This is a genomic window from Amycolatopsis jiangsuensis (genome assembly GCF_014204865.1).
In the GTDB taxonomy this organism is placed as follows: domain Bacteria; phylum Actinomycetota; class Actinomycetes; order Mycobacteriales; family Pseudonocardiaceae; genus Amycolatopsis; species Amycolatopsis jiangsuensis.
On record NZ_JACHMG010000001.1, the window covers coordinates 2,748,917 to 2,765,938 of the forward strand.

Annotated in this window: 17 protein-coding genes; 9 read left to right on the plus strand and 8 right to left on the minus strand. The window is 70.5% G+C overall.

Annotated elements, in window-relative coordinates:
* Position 1: 1 nt before the first annotated feature.
* The gene (locus BJY18_RS12040) at positions 2–841 is read right to left on the minus strand and encodes a sulfurtransferase (RefSeq protein ID WP_184780055.1); all 840 of its coding nucleotides are present in this window, start codon (positions 839–841) and stop codon (positions 2–4) included.
* 110 nt (positions 842–951) lie between these two features.
* On the opposite strand from BJY18_RS12040, the gene BJY18_RS12045 reads away from it, so the two are divergent.
* From BJY18_RS12045 to galE, 3 genes are all read left to right on the plus strand, one after another.
* Positions 952–1,674, plus strand: a complete 723-nt coding sequence (locus tag BJY18_RS12045) for an iron-dependent transcriptional repressor DtxR (protein WP_221457688.1) — start codon at positions 952–954, stop codon at positions 1,672–1,674.
* The gene (gene galK, locus BJY18_RS12050; RefSeq protein ID WP_184780056.1) at positions 1,671–2,855 is read left to right on the plus strand and encodes a galactokinase; all 1,185 of its coding nucleotides are present in this window, start codon (positions 1,671–1,673) and stop codon (positions 2,853–2,855) included. The genes BJY18_RS12045 and galK overlap by 4 nt, the downstream gene beginning before the upstream one ends.
* 180 nt (positions 2,856–3,035) lie before the next feature.
* Positions 3,036–3,989 carry a UDP-glucose 4-epimerase GalE gene (gene galE, locus BJY18_RS12055; RefSeq protein ID WP_221459110.1) on the plus strand — a complete coding sequence of 318 codons (954 nt, stop codon included), beginning with the start codon at positions 3,036–3,038 and terminating at the stop codon, positions 3,987–3,989.
* A 50-nt stretch (positions 3,990–4,039) separates the two neighbouring features.
* On the opposite strand, the gene BJY18_RS12060 is transcribed toward galE, so the two are convergent.
* The gene (locus BJY18_RS12060; protein ID WP_184780058.1) at positions 4,040–5,122 is read right to left on the minus strand and encodes a DUF4192 domain-containing protein; all 1,083 of its coding nucleotides are present in this window, start codon (positions 5,120–5,122) and stop codon (positions 4,040–4,042) included.
* Positions 5,123–5,641: 519 nt separating this feature from the next.
* On the minus strand, positions 5,642–6,481 hold the full coding sequence (locus BJY18_RS12065; RefSeq protein WP_184780059.1) for a M23 family metallopeptidase: 840 nt from the start codon (positions 6,479–6,481) through the stop codon (positions 5,642–5,644).
* An 89-nt stretch (positions 6,482–6,570) separates the two neighbouring features.
* Between BJY18_RS12065 and BJY18_RS12070 the strand changes: the two genes are divergently transcribed.
* Together BJY18_RS12070 and BJY18_RS12075 are read left to right on the plus strand one after the other, a co-directional pair.
* Complete coding sequence (locus tag BJY18_RS12070; protein WP_184780060.1) at positions 6,571–7,680, plus strand: sensor histidine kinase; 1,110 nt, start codon at positions 6,571–6,573, stop codon at positions 7,678–7,680.
* The gene (locus BJY18_RS12075; protein WP_184780061.1) at positions 7,677–8,318 is read left to right on the plus strand and encodes a response regulator; all 642 of its coding nucleotides are present in this window, start codon (positions 7,677–7,679) and stop codon (positions 8,316–8,318) included. The genes BJY18_RS12070 and BJY18_RS12075 overlap by 4 nt, the downstream gene beginning before the upstream one ends.
* Here the strand turns inward: BJY18_RS12075 and BJY18_RS12080 are convergent.
* Positions 8,315–9,238 carry a LysR family transcriptional regulator gene (locus BJY18_RS12080; RefSeq protein ID WP_312873823.1) on the minus strand — a complete coding sequence of 308 codons (924 nt, stop codon included), beginning with the start codon at positions 9,236–9,238 and terminating at the stop codon, positions 8,315–8,317. The two genes, BJY18_RS12075 and BJY18_RS12080, sit on opposite strands and share 4 nt — an antisense overlap.
* A 153-nt stretch (positions 9,239–9,391) precedes the next feature.
* Here BJY18_RS12080 and BJY18_RS37445 point away from each other — a divergent pair, with 153 nt between their 5' ends.
* From BJY18_RS37445 to BJY18_RS12090, 3 genes are read left to right on the plus strand one after another with little or no spacing between them, the layout of a single operon-like run.
* Positions 9,392–9,613 carry an SDR family NAD(P)-dependent oxidoreductase gene (locus tag BJY18_RS37445; protein ID WP_281393664.1) on the plus strand — a complete coding sequence of 74 codons (222 nt, stop codon included), beginning with the start codon at positions 9,392–9,394 and terminating at the stop codon, positions 9,611–9,613.
* Complete coding sequence (locus tag BJY18_RS12085; protein WP_312873824.1) at positions 9,610–10,134, plus strand: SDR family oxidoreductase; 525 nt, start codon at positions 9,610–9,612, stop codon at positions 10,132–10,134. The genes BJY18_RS37445 and BJY18_RS12085 overlap by 4 nt, the downstream gene beginning before the upstream one ends.
* Positions 10,135–10,182: 48 nt before the next feature.
* Positions 10,183–11,550, plus strand: coding sequence for a carotenoid oxygenase family protein (locus tag BJY18_RS12090; RefSeq protein ID WP_184780063.1), 1,368 nt, complete (start codon positions 10,183–10,185; stop codon positions 11,548–11,550).
* Positions 11,551–11,563: 13 nt separating this feature from the next.
* On the opposite strand, the gene BJY18_RS12095 is transcribed toward BJY18_RS12090, so the two are convergent.
* Positions 11,564–13,330, minus strand: a complete 1,767-nt coding sequence (locus tag BJY18_RS12095; RefSeq protein WP_184780064.1) for a Xaa-Pro dipeptidyl-peptidase — start codon at positions 13,328–13,330, stop codon at positions 11,564–11,566.
* An 85-nt stretch (positions 13,331–13,415) separates the two neighbouring features.
* Here BJY18_RS12095 and BJY18_RS12100 point away from each other — a divergent pair, with 85 nt between their 5' ends.
* Positions 13,416–14,924 carry a DUF4139 domain-containing protein gene (locus tag BJY18_RS12100; protein ID WP_184780065.1) on the plus strand — a complete coding sequence of 503 codons (1,509 nt, stop codon included), beginning with the start codon at positions 13,416–13,418 and terminating at the stop codon, positions 14,922–14,924.
* Between the two features lies 1 nt (position 14,925).
* On the opposite strand, the gene BJY18_RS12105 is transcribed toward BJY18_RS12100, so the two are convergent.
* From BJY18_RS12105 to BJY18_RS12115, 3 genes are all read right to left on the minus strand, one after another.
* Entirely contained in the window at positions 14,926–15,357 is a 432-nt protein-coding gene (locus BJY18_RS12105; protein ID WP_184780066.1) for a CBS domain-containing protein, read from the minus strand.
* A gap of 99 nt (positions 15,358–15,456) precedes the next feature.
* Positions 15,457–15,903 (minus strand): hypothetical protein, encoded by a 447-nt coding sequence (locus tag BJY18_RS12110; protein WP_184780067.1) that lies wholly within the window; start codon positions 15,901–15,903, stop codon positions 15,457–15,459.
* A gap of 152 nt (positions 15,904–16,055) precedes the next feature.
* A complete protein-coding gene (locus tag BJY18_RS12115; RefSeq protein ID WP_184780068.1) occupies positions 16,056–16,925 on the minus strand; it encodes a neutral zinc metallopeptidase in 870 nt (289 codons plus the stop codon).
* Positions 16,926–17,022: the final 97 nt, after the last annotated feature.

Genomic DNA, 17,022 nt, shown 5'->3' on the forward strand with positions numbered 1-17,022 from the left:
GTCAGCCGCGCTCGGGCCCGGTCGCCGCCGGACGGTCCGGATCGCGTGACCAGTGCGACCACGAACCCGCGTACAGCGCGGCCGGTGCCGGATGCCCCGCGACTTCCAGCGCAAGCACGACCGAGGACGCCGTGACGCCCGATCCGCAGTAAGCACCGACCTGCGTCTCCGCGCTCAGGCCGAGCGCCGCGAACCGCTCGGCGAGCTCACCCGGGGAGAGCCAGCGCCCGTCCGCGCCGGCGTGCCCGGACGACGGCGCGTTGACCGCACCCGGGATGTGTCCCGCCCTCGGGTCGACCGGTTCGGTCTCGCCGGTGTAACGGACGTGCGCGCGTGCGTCGAGCAGCAGGCCCTCCCGAGCGAGAGCGGCGGCGCCCTCGGCAGTCAGCACGGGCATCGCGCCCGGCCGGACCTCGATGTCGCCCGGTCCCGGCGAAGGCACCTCGGTGGTCACCGGACGACCCTCTGCCCGCCACGCTGCGTAACCACCGTCGAGGACCGCGACGTCGGCGTGCCCGGCCCACCGCAGCAGCCACCACGCCCGGGCCGCGACGGAACCGTCGGCGTCGTCGTACACGACCACCGGCCAGCCGGTCCGCACTCCGGCTTTCCGCAGCTCGCACTGCAGGTCCGCCGGGTCGGGCAGCGGATGCCGCCCGCCCTCCCCCGGCGGAGCGGCGAGCACGGTGTCGAGGTCCGCGAACACCGCACCGGGCAGATGACCCTCGCGGTAGGAGTCCGCACCGGGCGGCCCGCCCAGCCGCCAGCGGACGTCCAGGACGACGGGACGCTCACCGGCGGGGAGAGCGGCGAGCCCGGCGGGCGAGATCAACGCATCCATGGCCTCCATCCTGCAGGTCCGCCGCGGGTTGGCGCACCACGGCCGGCCTTTTCCCCGCGGCCGGGTGGTTAGCCCCAGGCGTGCCGTCGCCGCCGGAGCGAACGACTACGATGAGCTACGCGGACGAAGGGGACAGCGTGAACGATCTCATCGACACCACCGAGATGTACTTGCGTACGATCTACGAACTCGAGGAGGAAGGTGTCGTCCCGCTGCGGGCCCGGATCGCGGAACGGCTGCAGCAGAGCGGCCCCACCGTGAGCCAGACCGTGGCCAGGATGGAGCGTGACGGGCTGGTCGTCGTCGCGGACGACCGGCACCTGCAGCTCACCGACCACGGGCGTGAACTGGCCATCGCCGTGATGCGCAAGCACCGCCTCGCCGAGCGCCTCCTCGTCGACGTCATCGGCCTGGAGTGGGAACACGTGCACAACGAGGCCTGCCGCTGGGAGCACGTGATGAGCGAGGCCGTGGAGCGCAAGCTGGTCAAGCTCCTCGACCACCCGACCACCTCGCCCTACGGCAACCCGATTCCCGGCCTCGACAAGCTCGGCGACGGCGACCCGGCCCCGCCGGCCGAGGCCGATCTGGTCCGGCTCGACGAGCTGGCCCGCACCGGCGGCGGCGACGCGGAGGTCCGCCGCATCGCCGAGCACGTGCAGCTCGACGAATCCCTGCTCACCGAGCTCAAGTCGGTCGGCATCGTGCCGGGCGGCCGGGTCCGGGTCGGCCGGGCCAGCGGGGGCCGGGTGACCATCGAGGTCGCCGGCACCGAAAGCTCCGCGCAGGTCTCGACCTCGGCGCTGCACGCCGTGCTGGCACTCGCCAGGTGAGCCCCGCGACCGACGCGGCCGCCGCGTTCCGCGAGGTCCACGGGCGGGCCCCGGCCGGTGTCTGGTCCGCGCCGGGCCGGGTGAACCTGATCGGCGAGCACACCGACTACAACGACGGGTTCGTGCTGCCCTTCGCCCTGCCGCACCGGCTCGCCGCGGCGGCCGCGCCGCGCCGTGACGGCAAGCTCGTGGTCGCCACCCTCGGCGACGACGGCCAGCTCCAGCACTCCGGTCCGCTCGACATCGCCTCGCTCGAGCCGCGTTCGATCGGCGGCTGGGCCGCCTACGCCGCCGGAGTGGCGTGGGTGCTGCGCGAGCAGGGCCACACGGGTGGCGCAGACCTGGTCATCGCCGGCGACGTGCCCTCCGGCGCCGGTCTCTCCTCCTCGCACGCGCTCGAGTGCGCGGTTTCGCTGGCGCTGCTCGGCGTCGCCGGCGTGGAACTCGGTGACGGCGCGCCCGGCACGCCGAGCCGCCCGGAAATCGCACGCTGGGTCCAGCGTTCGGAGAACGACTTCGTCGGCGCCCCCACCGGCCTGCTCGACCAGACCGCTTCGCTGTGCTGCGAGGACGCCTGCGTGCTGTTCCTCGACGTCCGCTCGGGCGAGATGGAGCAGGTGCCGTTCCCGCTGGCCGAAACCGGGGTCCGGGTGCTGATCATGGATACCCGCACGAAGCACTCCCACGCCGAGGGCGGGTACGGGGAACGCCGCCGCGGCACGGAGCGGGCGGCCGAACTGCTCGGTGTGAAGGCGCTGCGCGACGTCTCCGTGGACGGGCTCGACGAAGCGCTGGCCCGGCTGCCGGAGGACCTCGTCCCGCTGGTGCGGCACGTGGTCACCGAGAACCAGCGGGTGCTGGACGTGGTCGACCTGCTGCGCGACGGGAAGCTGACCGAGATCGGGCCGTACCTCGACGCCTCGCACGTGAGCATGCGCGACGACTACCGCATCTCCACCGCCGAGCTCGACCTCGCGGTCGACTCCGCCCGGTCCGCCGGCGCCCTCGGCGCACGGATGACCGGTGGCGGGTTCGGCGGCTCGGCGATCGCCCTGGTCCGCGAGGCCGACCTCGACACCGTGCGCGACGCGGTCGAAAACGCCTACGACCGGGCAGGCTGGCGCCGTCCCCGGATGTTCACCGCGGTGCCCTCCCGCGGCGCCGGCCGCGACGAGATCTGAGCACACCGGAGCACTTTCCCGGCCCCGCCACGCTGTTCCACGGTGGCGGGGCCGCAGTGTCCTCCGGAGCAACCCCCGGAGGCGGCGGCGCTGCGCGCAAGGGGAACACTGTGGCGCACGGTCAGCACCCCTCATCAGAAAGGCCAAGACGTGACGGACCAGCAGAGCCCCCTGAAACTGATGGTGACGGGCGGCGCGGGGTACGTGGGCAGCGTGTGCGCCGCGCGGCTCATCGAGGCCGGTCACCAGGTCACCGTCGTGGACGACCTCTCCACCGGGCACGCCGACGCGGTGCACCCGGACGCCCGTTTCGTGCAGGGTGACGCCGCCGAGGTGGCCGCGGACCTCCTCGGTGAAGGATTCGACGGGGTGCTGCACTTCGCCGCCAAGTCGCTCGTGGGCGAATCGATGACCGATCCGGCGAAGTACTGGGAGGGCAATGTCGTCACCTCCCTGCGGCTGCTGGAAGCCATGAAGGCGAACGGCACCCCGCGCCTCGTCTTCTCCTCCACCGCCGCGACGTACGGCGAGCCCGACGTGTCCCCGATCCCGGAGACGGCGCCGACACGGCCGACCAACACCTACGGCGCTTCGAAACTCGCCATCGACCACGCCATCACCAGCTTCGCGCGGGCCCACGGCCTCGCCGCGGTCAGCCTGCGCTACTTCAACGTGGCCGGCGCGTACGGCGCCTTCGGCGAGCGGCACACCACCGAAACCCATCTCATTCCCCTCGTTCTCCAGGTCGCCACCGGCGACCGCGAGCACATCTCCCTCTACGGGGACGACTACCCGACCCCGGACCGGACCGCGGTCCGCGACTACATCCACGTGGCCGATCTCGCCGACGCCCACCTCCTGGCACTGCGGCACGCGACCGGCGGCGAGCACCGCATCTACAACCTCGGCAACGGCACCGGGTTCTCCGTGCTCGAGGTCGTGGAGTCCTGCCGCCGGGTGACCGGGCACGCGATCCCCGCCGTGGTCGCCCCTCGCCGGGCGGGCGACCCTTCGGTGCTCGTGGCCTCCAGCGGGAAGGCCGGCGAGGAACTCGGGTGGAAGCCGGAACGGACCGACCTGGACGGCATCGTCTCCGACGCCTGGGAGTTCACCCGGGGACGCCGGCGCGCCTGACCTGCCGCTCACTTACGGGCCCGGCTCGGGCGAGCCGGGCCCGCTGTCGTTCACGTCTCCCCCGCCAATCCCAGATCGACGCTTCCGGTGGGGACGGCAAGACCGCGGAGCCGCTTGGGCTCGACACCGCTGTTCCAGACCGCGTGGAGCAGACGCGCCAGCACGCTTCGGGGATCGGCGTCGAGGGCATTGTTGACCGCCATCCCGGCGAACGCACCTTCACCGCGGAGCAACGTGGTGTAAGCGAGCAGGCAGGCGGCTTCGGCACGGTGCGGCGGGGGCAGCTCGCGGACGAGGGACAGCCACACCTCTTCGGCTTCGCGGGCCAGCGGGCTTCCCACCGGTACTGCCATGGCGAGACAGGCCTCGCGGATCGGCGGCAAAGCGAGGGCGTGCGCCAGCCGGACAGCCTGCCCGTCATCAGGCGGTCCGAAACCGTTGCGGTGTCGAAAGAATGCTTCCCGGACTTCCGCTGCCGCCCGATCGAGGAGAGCTCGGTGCGGCGGCACGCTGGGCGCACCCGATGCCACAGCGGTGAATTCGGGATCGCTCAGGGGCTCGGGGGAACGCCTGAGTAGCGCGGCACGGCGAGCGAGCGCGTCGGGCGAGCGAGGCTCGAGCAGGGCGGAGATCTCTTCACGGCTGCGGTAGACGACGAACCCGGCCTTGGTGACGGCTGCCGCGGCCACCGTGCTCCGCGGATCGGGCAGGACTCCGCCGCACTCCGGATCGCGGTAACACCCCCAGCGCGCCCCGGCCTCGACCTTCGCCGTCCACAGTGGATGGAACAGCCGGAGGTCGTGCTCGGCCAGCGCACGCCGCAGCTCGTCGACGAAATCCGGGTACGGTGGTCCGAGATCGTCCGGAGTACCGCCGACGACGACGGCGGTGACTCCCATGTGCTCCTCGTCGTCGAATCGCGGGACGAGGGAATCGGCTTGTGCGGCGAAGAGTTCCCGAGGTGGCAGGTCGGCACGCAGGATCAGGCCGATCGAGGTGCCGGGTCTTCGATGCCCGAGCAGGACCAGCGAATCGGCGGGGTGGAAGCCGAGCAGATACGGCAGCGCCGCGATGAGCTGGGCCGGATTCCGGAGCGTGACCCGGTCGGTGCCGGGCGGGGTCGAGGTGGTCACGCCTCCACTGTGCGGCGGAAAACCGGCGGATGGGGCGCCGGCGGGAAATCTGTGGATGGTGCGAGCGGTTGTGGACAACCACTCGCCCGGACGCGGAGTCCGAGCGGAAGTGTCGGTGGGGTGTGCCCGCGGCCCGAGAAGTGTGGTGGCTGCGCCATGGTGCGCGAAATTACCTTGCTACGGAGGGAAAGTAGCGTTCGGAAGCACGCCGTGTAAGCAAGGGATTGCCCGTCGAGGTCCTGGGGGATGTACAGGGCCTCGACGGGCCGGCCGTGGGGTCCCCCCGGCCGAGTCTGTGGCCGTGCCCGCCGGACGAAGCAGCGGCCGGCGGTGCGGCCGGAACTGGTGGCCCGGCAGTCGTCCGCGTCCGAGGTGGCAGCGGTCCAAGATGACAGCGTCCGAGACGGCAGCGGTCCGAGACGGCAGCCGGGGCAAGGCGTGCCGGGCAAGACCGTCCGCAGCAAGGCAACCGGGACCAAGTCAGCGCAAGCCAAGCCGAAACAAAGGAGCGCCCCGGGGTCAGCCGCAGTGTTCGAAGGGGCTTTCGTAGGTCGTGGCGCCCACCGAACCTCCCCACTTCACGCACGTCGCGCCTGCCGTCTTCTTCACCGGGCCGGCGTAGTAGGTGTAGTCGCCCTGGTCGGTGACCCGGGTCGCGCCTTTCGCCTCCACGAAGGCCGATACCGGGCTCGCCTTGCCCAGGGAAGTCGCCTTGAGGGTGGTCACGCAGTTGGCCTTCGACGTCGCGTTGTAGAGCAGGTACGCCGTGCCCGCCGTACCCAGTTTCTGCTGGTCGACGACCGAGAAGCCGCTACCGCAGACCTGGGTGGCCGAGTACGGGTTGCCGCCGCAGTTGTTCTTGCTCGTGAAGTCCTTCTTGCCGTAGTAGGTCGCCGCGACACCGTTCAGCACGGCTTTCTGCGTGGTCCCGTTGAGGTTTTCCTCGAAGTGCAGGTGCGGACCCGTCACGCCGCCGGTCGCTCCCGCCTTGCCGATCTCCACGCCCTGTCCCACGCTCTGGCCCACCGACACTTCCTGGGCGGACAGGTGCGCGTACCGGGTGCGCCAGCCGCCGCCGTGGTCGAGCTCGATCCAGCGGCCGTAGCTGGTGCTGCCCTCGTTCTCGACCCGGGTGACCTTGCCCGGCGCGGACGCCACGACCGGCATGCCGGTGATGCCGGCCTTCTGGAAGTCCACGGAGTTGGCCGGGTTGTGGCCGCTGAACGTCGCCGCGGTCACGGTGACGCCGCACTTGAACGGCACCTGGAAGTTCGGCGCCGCGGACGCCGGGGCGGCCAGGGCGGTCAGGGCCAGGCCGGACGCGAACACCAGCGCGGCGGTCGTTGCGAACCGTCTCATGAGGCTTACCTCCGTGGGGCGGAAATGCCGGATGCGGCCCAGCCAAGCCGAAGCCAGTACATTTTCCGTACAAGCGCCGAGGGGGGCCGATGAACGCGTTACGGCGGCTCGAGGGCGTCGACTGGGTGCGCTGGGGTGTGCTCACGCTGCCCTCGCTGTTCGCGATCCCATCCGCGCCCGCCTGGACCTGGCCGTTGATCGCGTTGGTCGCGGCGTGCTCGGTGCCGGTCCTGCTGCTGCGGACGGTCCGGCCGCCGTGGCTGCTGCCCACCGTGCTGGTCCTGGTGATCGCCGTGACCGGCGCACTGTGGGTCCTTCGCCCGGGCGGCTTCACCTCAGTGTCGATGTTCGGCGCCACCTTCTTCACGCTGCGGTCGTTCGGGCGCCTCGCCTCGGCGTTCGCGGTGGCCGCCGCGACCGGCACGATCGTCGCCTGGTCGATCACGCAGCACCTCGGGTGGCTCAACGCGCTCGCGATCCTGTGCGTCCTGATCGTGATGGTCCTGTTGGCCGCCAACCGGCGCAGCCGGGTGGAACGGCTCGAACAGACGGAGCTTGCGCTGGCCCGCGCGCAGACCGCCGCCGAGGAACACGGCCGCGCCGCCGCCCTCGCCGAACGCGCGCGCATTGCCCGTGAGCTCCACGACGTGCTGGCGCACTCGCTCGCCGGGCTTGCCCTGAACCTCCAGGGCGCAAGGCTCATGCTGGTCCGCGACGGCGCTAGCGACGACGCGCTCGCGCAGGTCGAGCGGGCACAGAAGCTCGCTTCGGAGGGGCTCTCGGAGGCGCGCAATGCTGTCGCGGCGCTTCGCGAGGACGTTGTGCCCGTAGAGCGCACAGTGTCCGACCTGCTGACCGCGTACCGGCTCGACAGTGGCGCGCGCGCCGACCTGGTCGTCGAAGGTGAGCAGCGTGAGCTGGACGCGTCCGTGGGCGCCACGTTGGTGCGCGCAGTGCAGGAAGCCCTCGTGAACACGCGTAAGCACGCCGCGGGAGCCGAAGTGGACGTACGGCTGGTCTTCGGTGCCGACGAGGTGGCTCTGACCATTGCCGACCGGCAGGGCAGGCGGCCTCCGGACGCGCCGGCGCCGGGATACGGTTTGCGAGGCATGAGCGAGCGGGTCGCGCTGCTGGACGGAGCGCTCGAAAGCGGACCTGGAGAGGACGGATGGCGGATTCAGCTGACAGTGCCGGTGTGAAGCTGCGCGTCGTACTGGCCGACGACCAGGCGGTGGTGCGTGAAGGACTGGTCACCTTGCTCGGTCTGCTGCCCGAGGTGGAGGTCGTCGGAGCTGCTGTCGACGGGGTGCAGGCGCTGGAGCTGGTCGCCGAGCACCGCCCGGACGTACTGCTGGTGGATCTCCGGATGCCGAAGCGCGACGGGGTGGAGACCACCGAACTGGTCCGCGCGCAGTTCCCGGAGACCGAGGTCGTCGTGCTCACCACCTACACCGACGACGAGTCTCTGCTCGGCGCGCTCAAAGCCGGTGCACGGGGGTTCCTGACCAAGGACGCGGACGCCGAAGCGATCGCTCGCGCGCTTCGTTCGGCCGCGGCCGGCCAGTCGACGGTCGACGGTCAGCTGCAGGCACGGCTGGTGGCAGCCGCCACGAGCCGCGCGCCAGCGCGCACGCAGGAGCTGGAAGGGCTCACGGCGCGCGAGGTGGAGGTACTGCGGTTGATCGCGGCCGGCCTGTCGAACACGGAGATCGCACGCACACTGGTGGTCAGCGCGGCGACGGTGAAGACTCACGTGAACCACCTGTTCGCCAAGGCCGGGCTCCGCGATCGCGCGCAGGCCGTGGCCTTCGCCTACCGAGCCGGAATCGCCGATTAGGCGTTGCCGGCGAGATGACTCTCCACAGCTTCCCGAAAGTGCGCGATGAGCGGATTGCCGTCGTCGGTGCGGGCGATGACCGCCACCTGGCAGGGCTCGATCCCGTCGATGGGGACGGTGGCCAGGTCGTCGCGAAGGGTGCTGCGCCGGTCGCCGGCGGGCACGACGATGACGGCTCGCCCATCGGCGACCGCTTCGATCTTGTCCTCCACAGAGTGCACGACCGTGGGGCCGGACGGTGCCGGGGCACCATCCGGACGGGGGTTGAGCCGCCAGAACTCGACCCACGCCGCGGCCATCGTGGGACACGCGAGAAGAGGCTCGTCGGCGAAGTCGTCGACGGTGACCGATTCCTTGCCCGCCAGGCGGTGCGACGCGGAGACGAGCAGCGACCGGGGCTCGTCGTAGACGAGACTCACGAGCAGGTCGTCGCTGGGGATGGGAAGCGGTGTGCGGGTGACGAGCACGTCCACCCTGCCCTCGGGGAGTGCACTGGCTTCATCCCAGTTCAGGTGCCGGGTGCGCACCTGGGCATCGGGGTCGCGGTGGCGCAGACTCCGCACCGCGGGGGTGATGACGAGGTCCTCGGTGTAACCGATGGTGATCGCGTGCGGCACCGAGGCGTCGTGGGCCGCGAGGGCGGCGGCGCGGGCGGCATGCAGCAGCGCGCGTGCTCGCGGCAGGAACGCGGCGCCGGCCGCGGTGAGCGTGCTGCCCTGAGTGGTGCGCTCCAGCAGGCGGGTGCCCAGCGTGTCCTCCAGTCGCTGGATCTGGCGGCTCAGCGACGGCTGGGCGACACGCAGTGCTGCCGCCCTGGCGATGTTCCGGTGCTCGGCGACGACGGTGAAATACCGCACCAGACGCAGGTCGAAGTCGGAGTGGGAACCGGCTGCCGGTGAGAACAGGACTTCATCCGTCACACCCCGACTGTACGCGGTATACGCGCCCTGCATAACGGGATACCGAACAGGTCTTGGACATCCGGTCCGGACGGTTGTTGGCTCGGATACAGCCCGCCTGGATTACTTCCCACCGCGGCGGAACACCGATTCCGGACCGAGGAAAGTACTGATATGGCCAGGTACGAGGGCAAGAACGTGGTGATCACCGGAGGCAGCAGCGGGATCGGGCTGACCACCGCGAAGCTGTTCTGCGCAGAAGGAGCGCGGGTGCTGATCACCGGGCGCAGCCAATCCGCCTTGGACGCCGCACGCGAAGAACTCGGCGAAAACGCGATCGCCGTCCGCAGCGATGCGGCATCGCTGCGGACATCGATGAGCTGGCCGACCGGGTGAAGGCCGAGTTCGGCACGGTCGACGCCTTGTTCGCCAATGCCGGGGTGAGCGGTTTCGCGCCATTCGAGGCGACCAGCGAGGAATTGTTCGACCAGCTGATGACCGTCAACGCCAAGGGTACCTATTTCACGGTGCAGAAGCTCGCTCCGCTGCTGGCCGTGGGAAGCGGGGTGGTGCTGACCACCTCGGTCGTCAACGTGGTGGGCCTGCCGATGATCAGCGTGTACGCGGCGAGCAAGGCGGCACTGCGTTCGATGACCCGGAGCCTGGCCCGTGAATTGCTCCCGAACGACATCCGGGTCAACGCGGTCAGCCCCGGCGTGATCGACACCGCGATCCTGGACAAGTCGATGCCCTCGGAAGAGGCCGCGAAGACGAGATCGGACATGGTCGTGCAGGTTCCCATGCAGCGATTGGGGACACCGGAGGAAGTCGCCAGGACGGTGGCGTTCCTCGCGTTCGACGCCACTTATACGACCGGGGCGGAACTCGCCATGGACGGCGGCGGATCCCAGATCTGACATCGGTTCACCAGAACACCGGGAAAAGCACGGCAAAGGAGCTGCGCAATGACGTCGGACGACACCATGGCCACCGGGCTGACGCGGGACGGCAGCCTGTACCTCACCGGCAATTACGCGCCGGTCCGGGAGGAGATCACGGCTTACGATCTCACGGTCGACGGGCAGATCCCGGCCGAGCTGTCCGGACGGCTGCTGCGGGTCGGACCCAATCCGGTCGCCCCGGTCGACGATCCGGCGAACCACAACTGGCTGGCCGGGACCGGCATGATGCACGGCCTCCGACTGCGCCACGGCCGGGCCGAGTGGTACCGCAACCGCTTCGTCCGGGGTACGGAGGTGCTTGCGGCGCTCGACGAACCACCGGTGCCGGGGCCGACCCGGGGATTCGACAACTCCAACAACACGAACATGATCCGGATCGGCAAAGAGGTCTACGCGGTCGCCGAGGCCGGAGCGCTGCCGATGCTGGTCTCCTACGACCTCAGGACGGAGGCCCGGTGCGATTTCGGCGGGACGCTGGGTGAGGCGTTCACCGCGCACCCCCGCGTCGACCCGGTGACCGGGGAGACGCACGCCATCACCTACACCCCGCAGCACGAGAAGGTGCAGTACCAGGTCGTCACGCCCGAGGGCCGGGTACGCCGCATCGTGGACGTTCCGCTGCCCGGGCACGTGATGGTGCACGACACCTGCTTGACCGAAAAGTACATCGTCATCATGGACATGCCGGTCACCTTCTCGCCGGAGGCCGCGAGCACCGAGACCGTACCGCTGCGGTGGAATCCCGGGCACGGCTGCCGGGTGGGCCTGCTGCCCCGCGAGGGCAACGCGGAAGACGTCGTCTGGTGCGAGCTGCCCGGCACGCCTTTCGTGTTCCACACCGGCAACGCCTACGACGCCGAGGACGGCACCGTCGTGATGGAGGTGGTGCGCTACGAGTCGATGTTCCGCACGAACCTCCTGCACCCGCTAGCCGACCCGGGTCATCTGTACCGCTGGACAGCCGACCCGGCGACCCGCCAGGTGAGCGAGCAGCTGCTCGACGACCGCGCACAGGAGTTCCCGCGGCACGACGAGCGCCGGGTGGGCCGCGACTACCGCTACTCGTACACGATCACCTCCGACGACATGCCGCAGGGATTCACCGGACTGCTCAAGTACGACGTCCAGCGCGGAACGGGCGAGCGGATCGACTACGGGCCGGGCATGCTGACCATGGAAACGGTCTTCGTGCCGTCGGCCGGGAGCACCGCGGAGGACGACGGCTGGCTGATGGCCTACCTCCACGACACGGCCACAGAACGCTGCGACGTGGTCATCCGGCACGCCCAGGACCTCACCGACCCGGTCGCGACCATCCATCTGCCCGTCCGCGTGCCTTTCGGCTTCCACGGCAACTGGGTCGCCGACTGACTCCGGGAACGGCTTACCGCAGGAACGCCTCCCCCAGCGCTGTCTTGCCGCCCACCACGGGCAGCGTCACGGTGGTGCCGGTGAGATCGAGCGACAGTCCGGCGCCCGGCCGCGGGCGGAGCGTGTAGTCGTGGTCGCTGGAGGCCAGCACGAATTCCAGCCGGTGTCCGGCGGCCAGAACGTAGTCCTTCGGCATCAGATCGACCCGGATCGGGTACCGCTGTCCCGGGGTGATCGGCGTCGTCACCGCGGGGCTCACGCGGTTCTGCGGGTCCGTCCAGCCGCGGCTGATCACATGCGAGCTGCCGTCCGGCGCGCGGTCGAGGAGAACCGCGGTGACGTTCGCGGCCGGGCGGTCGAACGAGAGCCGTAGATCGGCGTGCGCTGTGCCGGACAGGCGCAGCGCACGCGTCGCGGCAGACGAGGCGTAACGCAACCGGTTGCCGGACGACGCTGCGTCGGCGAGCTGTTCGATGGTCTTGCTCGCGTCGTCCGCCAACGATTCGACAGCCGGATTTCCCGGTACCTGCTGTCCGGCGAGGGTGCCTGTCGCACCGCCTCCCGGCCATGGGTGCAGCGAAGCGTCCGCGGTGCCCGGCGCTGGCCAGTCGGCCTCGTCGGTCCACGACTTGTCCTCACGCTGGATCGTGGCCTTCGGCTCCTCTTCGATGCCGTTTTCAATTCCGTACAGATAATGCGACATCCACTTGTTCAGCGTCAGCAGCCACACGTCGCGCCGCAGCGAAATCGGGTCCGCGTGCGCGGCCTGGTGCAGCCAGATCTTGTGCTCGACACCGTGTGCCTTCAGCGCTTCGTACCACTGGGCGACCTGGTCGGTCTTCACGTTCCAGTCGTTCAGGCCGTGCACCGCGAGCACCGAGGCGCGCACCTTGGCGACGTCGTTGCGGTAGTTCCGCACGTCCCAGTACGGGCCGTAGTCGCCGGTCACCCGATCCTGTGAAGCGGTCAGCTGATCGATCACCGGACGGCAGATCTCCCGGTCCGCTCGGGTGTACACGTAGTCGGCGAGCACGTCGGTGTCTTCGCCCTGGAAGCCGCCGGCCGCGACGACCGCGCCGTCGGTGCGGTAGTACTCGTACCAGCTGGAGATCGCGGCGATCGGCACGATCGTCTCGAGCCCTTCGACGCCGGTGCTCGCCACGGCGTTCGGCAGCGTTCCGTTGTAGGACACGCCCATCATCCCGGTTTTCCCGGTGCTCCAGCCGGCGGTCACCGAAGTGCCCGCGGCGTCGTGGGCGGGCGCACGGCCGTTGAGCCAGTCGACCACCGAACGGGCGCCGATCGTCTCGTTCGCGCCGCCCGTGGTCGGGCAGCCGGTGGACAGTCCGGTACCGAGGGATTCGCCGTACACCACCGCGAATCCACGCGCGGTGAAGTAGTCCTGGTAGGCCCATTCGATCGGCTCCGCGGCGTGCGGCCCCGGCACGTACAGCTCTTTGTCGACGTCGTGGTTCGCGACGTCGTTGCCGCCGGCGAAGTACGGGCTCGCCTCGTACACCACGGGGACTTTCATGCCCAGCTCGGTCGCCTTCGGCCGCACTACCTGCGCGTGGACACGGTCGGGCTGACCGTCGTGGTCGCTGTCGACCGGCGCGGTCACCCAGACGTCTTCACGCACCACATCGGCAGGATCGAACACCGCTTGCGCCTGACCGTCCGCGAAGACCGGTCCAGGCGGCGAAGCGGCCTGCGCGACCGCAGGTACCGACAACGTGACCACAGCGGCGAGAACGACAGCAACCCGAGCAGCGACCCTCACAGGACCCCCAAGCCGGACGAAGCACACGAACCTGTCCGACACTTCCGGCAACCGGGTAAGCCGTCAAGCGACTAACGTCGGAGCCATGGACGCACCCATCGTCGCCGTCACCGTCTACCCGCAACACGCGCGGGTCACCCGGCGCGGGACGGTCGATCCGGCCGCGGGCAACCGGGTGGAGATCACCGGCCTGCCTGCCTCCCTCGACGCCGGATCGGTCCGCGTCGGCGGTACCGGCGACGCGCTCGTCACCGGAGTCGACGTCGGGTTCGCCCAGCACGCCGCACCCGCCGACGCCACACTGCGCGCACTCGTCGAGCAACGGCGGGCGAAGCAGGCCACAGTCGACGCAGTAGCCGACGAAGAGGTAGCCGCGTCGGCACAGGTCGACCTGCTCACCGGCGTAGCACGCCGTAGCGGCGCCAGCTTCGCGAAGGCGCTCGCGGGCGGTGCAGCGGAACCCGCGCGCGTGGGCGAAGTCAGCGCGGCGCTGGGCAGGCAGCTGGCTGACACGCTCAAGGAGCGGCGCGCGCTCAGCACCCACCTGGCCGAGCTGCGCGACGATTTGGCCGCGCTGGACCGGCAGATCGAAAACCACAGTGGACAGTCTCAGCAGGACAGTTCCACGGTCACTGTGGAAATCGAGCCGTCCGGCACCGGCGAACTCGAGCTGGAACTGTCCTATGTGGTCCCCGGCGCGAGCTGGGAATCCGGCTACGACGTACGAGTCCGCGACACGAACGTCTCGGTCACCGCGTACGGGCTGGTCAGCCAGCACACCGGCGAGGACTGGCCGGAATGCGAGCTGGCGCTGTCCACCGCCCGCCCGGCGAACACCGTGGTGCTCCCGGAACCCGAACCCTGGTACCTCGACCGGGAACAGCCCGCCCCGCCCGGCCGCGGAATGGCGTTCGCCGCCGCGGCCGTGCCGGCGGACGCGCGGTTCGGGGCGAAACTCGCCACAGCGGAACAGGGCACCACCGCGGTGACCTACCGGCCGTCACGAGCGATCGCTGTTCCCTCTGGCGCGCAAGGACACCGGACCACGCTGGCGCAGCTGGACCTCACCGCCCAGCTGGACTATGTGACCGCGCCCGGCCAGGCGCCGGAGGCTTATCTGCGGGCGAAGGTCGTCAACACCGGCGAGCATCCGTTCCTTCCCGGAAGCGCGTCGGTGTTCCACGAGACGGAGTTCGTCGGCACCACGCGGCTGGGCCTGTGGGCGCCCGGCGAAGAGCGGGAGCTGGCGCTCGGTGTCGACGACCGGATCCGCGTCGAACGAGAGCTCGTGCGGCGTACGGCGAGCAAGGCGACACTGTCGGGCCAACGCCGTCGTGAAGCGGAATACCGCACCACTGTGCACAATCACAGCCCACGCGAAGCGCTGGTGACCGTGCTCGACCAGGCCCCGGTGTCGCGCGACGAAGCAATCACCGTACGGGATGTGCGCGCGACGCCGGAGCCGTCGGAGCAGACCGAACTCGGCCAGTACAGCTGGCAGCTCACGCTGGCACCCGGCGCGTCCGCGGCTGTCTCGCTCGGCTACCGCGTGGAGGTGGCGAAGGGCGTCCGGCTCGCCGGGTGGCGCGAGTGAGTCAGCCCTGGGCGATGTAGGCCTCGAGCTGTTCCTGACTGCGTTCCAGCTGCTCCATCCGGGTCTTCACCACGTCGCCGATGCTGATGATGCCGGCCAGCCTGCCCTCGGCGAGCACCGGTACGTGCCGGATCCGCCGCTGGGTCATCAGCACGCTGAGCTGGTCGATCGAATCGTCCGGGCCGCAGCTGGCGACGAGTTTCGTCATGATGTCCGCGACCGGGCCGTCGAGCACTGCCGGGCCGTGGTCGTGCAGCCGGCGTGCCACGTCACGTTCGGACACGATCCCGGCGATGCCGCCGTCCGCCGTGACCACGACCATCGCACCGATGTTCTGCCTGGCCAGACCCGCCAGCAGCTCCGTGACCGTGGTCCCGGGAGAGACGGTGGCGACGGTCGTTCCCTTGCGCTCGAGCAGTTCCGCGATTCGCATGGCGAACCCCTCTCCTCGGTGATTCGGGTCACATCAGGTTAGGGCCCGGATGCCGAGTGCGAAAGTCCGGCAGCACCTGCCGGTCCGTGGTATGGCCGTTCAGTCCAGCCGCTCGGCCAGCCCGTCGAGGGCGAGCCGGACGCCTTCGGCGTAGTCGTCGTCGCCGAGAGCGTCGAGCTTCTCGCGGGCAGCGGCGAGATGCCTACGGGCGGCCGGGAAATCACCCAGTTTGCGGTAGTCCTCACCGAGGTTCAGGTGCAGTGACGGGTAGAACCCGCGCACCGCGAGCGTCGAATGGTGCTCCTGGACGCGCGCGTCGGTGAGCCCGTCCGCCGCGGCCAGTGCGCGCCGGTCCCATTCGAGTTCCTCGGCCGGGTCGTCGCAGACGTCGGCGAGGTGGTGCGCGAGTGCGCAGCGGTGCAGCGGGTCGCCGTCCTCCCCGAGGCGCCCCCACAGCGCGAGAAGATCGGTCTTCGCCCCGGCCCGATCGCCGGCGAGATGCCTGCGAAGCCCGGCATCGATCGCCACCATCACGTCGTCGGTCATCGATCTCCTTCGTCGGGCAGCCCGGCGCTGCCGGGCAGGTTCCGGCCCGATCCGGCCGGTCGTGGTCGCACCGTAGCCGAAGACGAGCCCGCGCCCGCCGACCGAAGCACCTCCGTCCTCGACCTGCCCCGCCGCGTCTTCGCGTGACCGGCTCAGCTGACTTGGGATTCCGAGGCCGACCAGGTGTTGCACGCGGACGGGCCGCGGCCGGAGTAGCCCGCTTTCGCCCAGGCGATCTGGTGGTCGTGGCTGCCGTGGTCACCGCTGTCGTCGGCTCGGCCGTAGTCGGCCACGGCGGCGTTCGCCATCGCCCGGCTGATCGATCCGCGTCCCGCGGCGGCGGCCAGGAACAGCGCACCGAAGCAGTTCGCCTGCAGCTCGATGCGGCGTACCACTGCGTTGCCGGCCTTACCGCCCGGCCGGTCCGAGCCCATCCGCGCACTCGCCGCGTCGAGGATGCCGCTTTCCCGCTGTACGTGGTGGCCGTACTCGTGGGCGATGGTCGCCACGTGCCGGGCGCCGTTCGACCCGGCGTCCGAAAGCATCCAGTCGGTGGGCGCGTAGATCGTGGTGTCGCCACCGCAGTAGTACGCCACCGCTTCCTCGCGCGACGGCGCCGTGCCGCACGCGCTCACCTTCGGCAGCGTGATCGAGACCCGGACCTCTCCAGCCGGCTCGCCGGCACGCTCCAGCGCGGGCCGCCACGCCTGCGCGAGGCAACCGGACAGCGCTTCGTAGTACGCCGCGAGCTGCGGGCCGGAGCGCCCGAGCCGCGGCAGATCGCACGAAGCCCGCCCGAGCGCGACCTCACCGGCGAGCAGTGGATTGGTGGCCAGCTCCCGGACCGGGCGCCTGCCGTCCTCGCGAGCCCGCGCCACCCCGCTGCCGGACACCGCGACCGCGTGGCCGCGCACCTCGCGTGGCACCACTGCCACGATCGCGGCCGCGACCACCACGAGCGCCAGCAGCGCGCCGAGCGCCTTCCCGGCCCCACGACGGCGCGGCGACGGCGAAACGATCATCGATCCCCCACGCACCCCAGCATACGGAGACGGTCACGCGAGCCGGATCACGAAACGAGAACACCGGTCCACTTGGCCGGACGGCAGGAGGACAGCG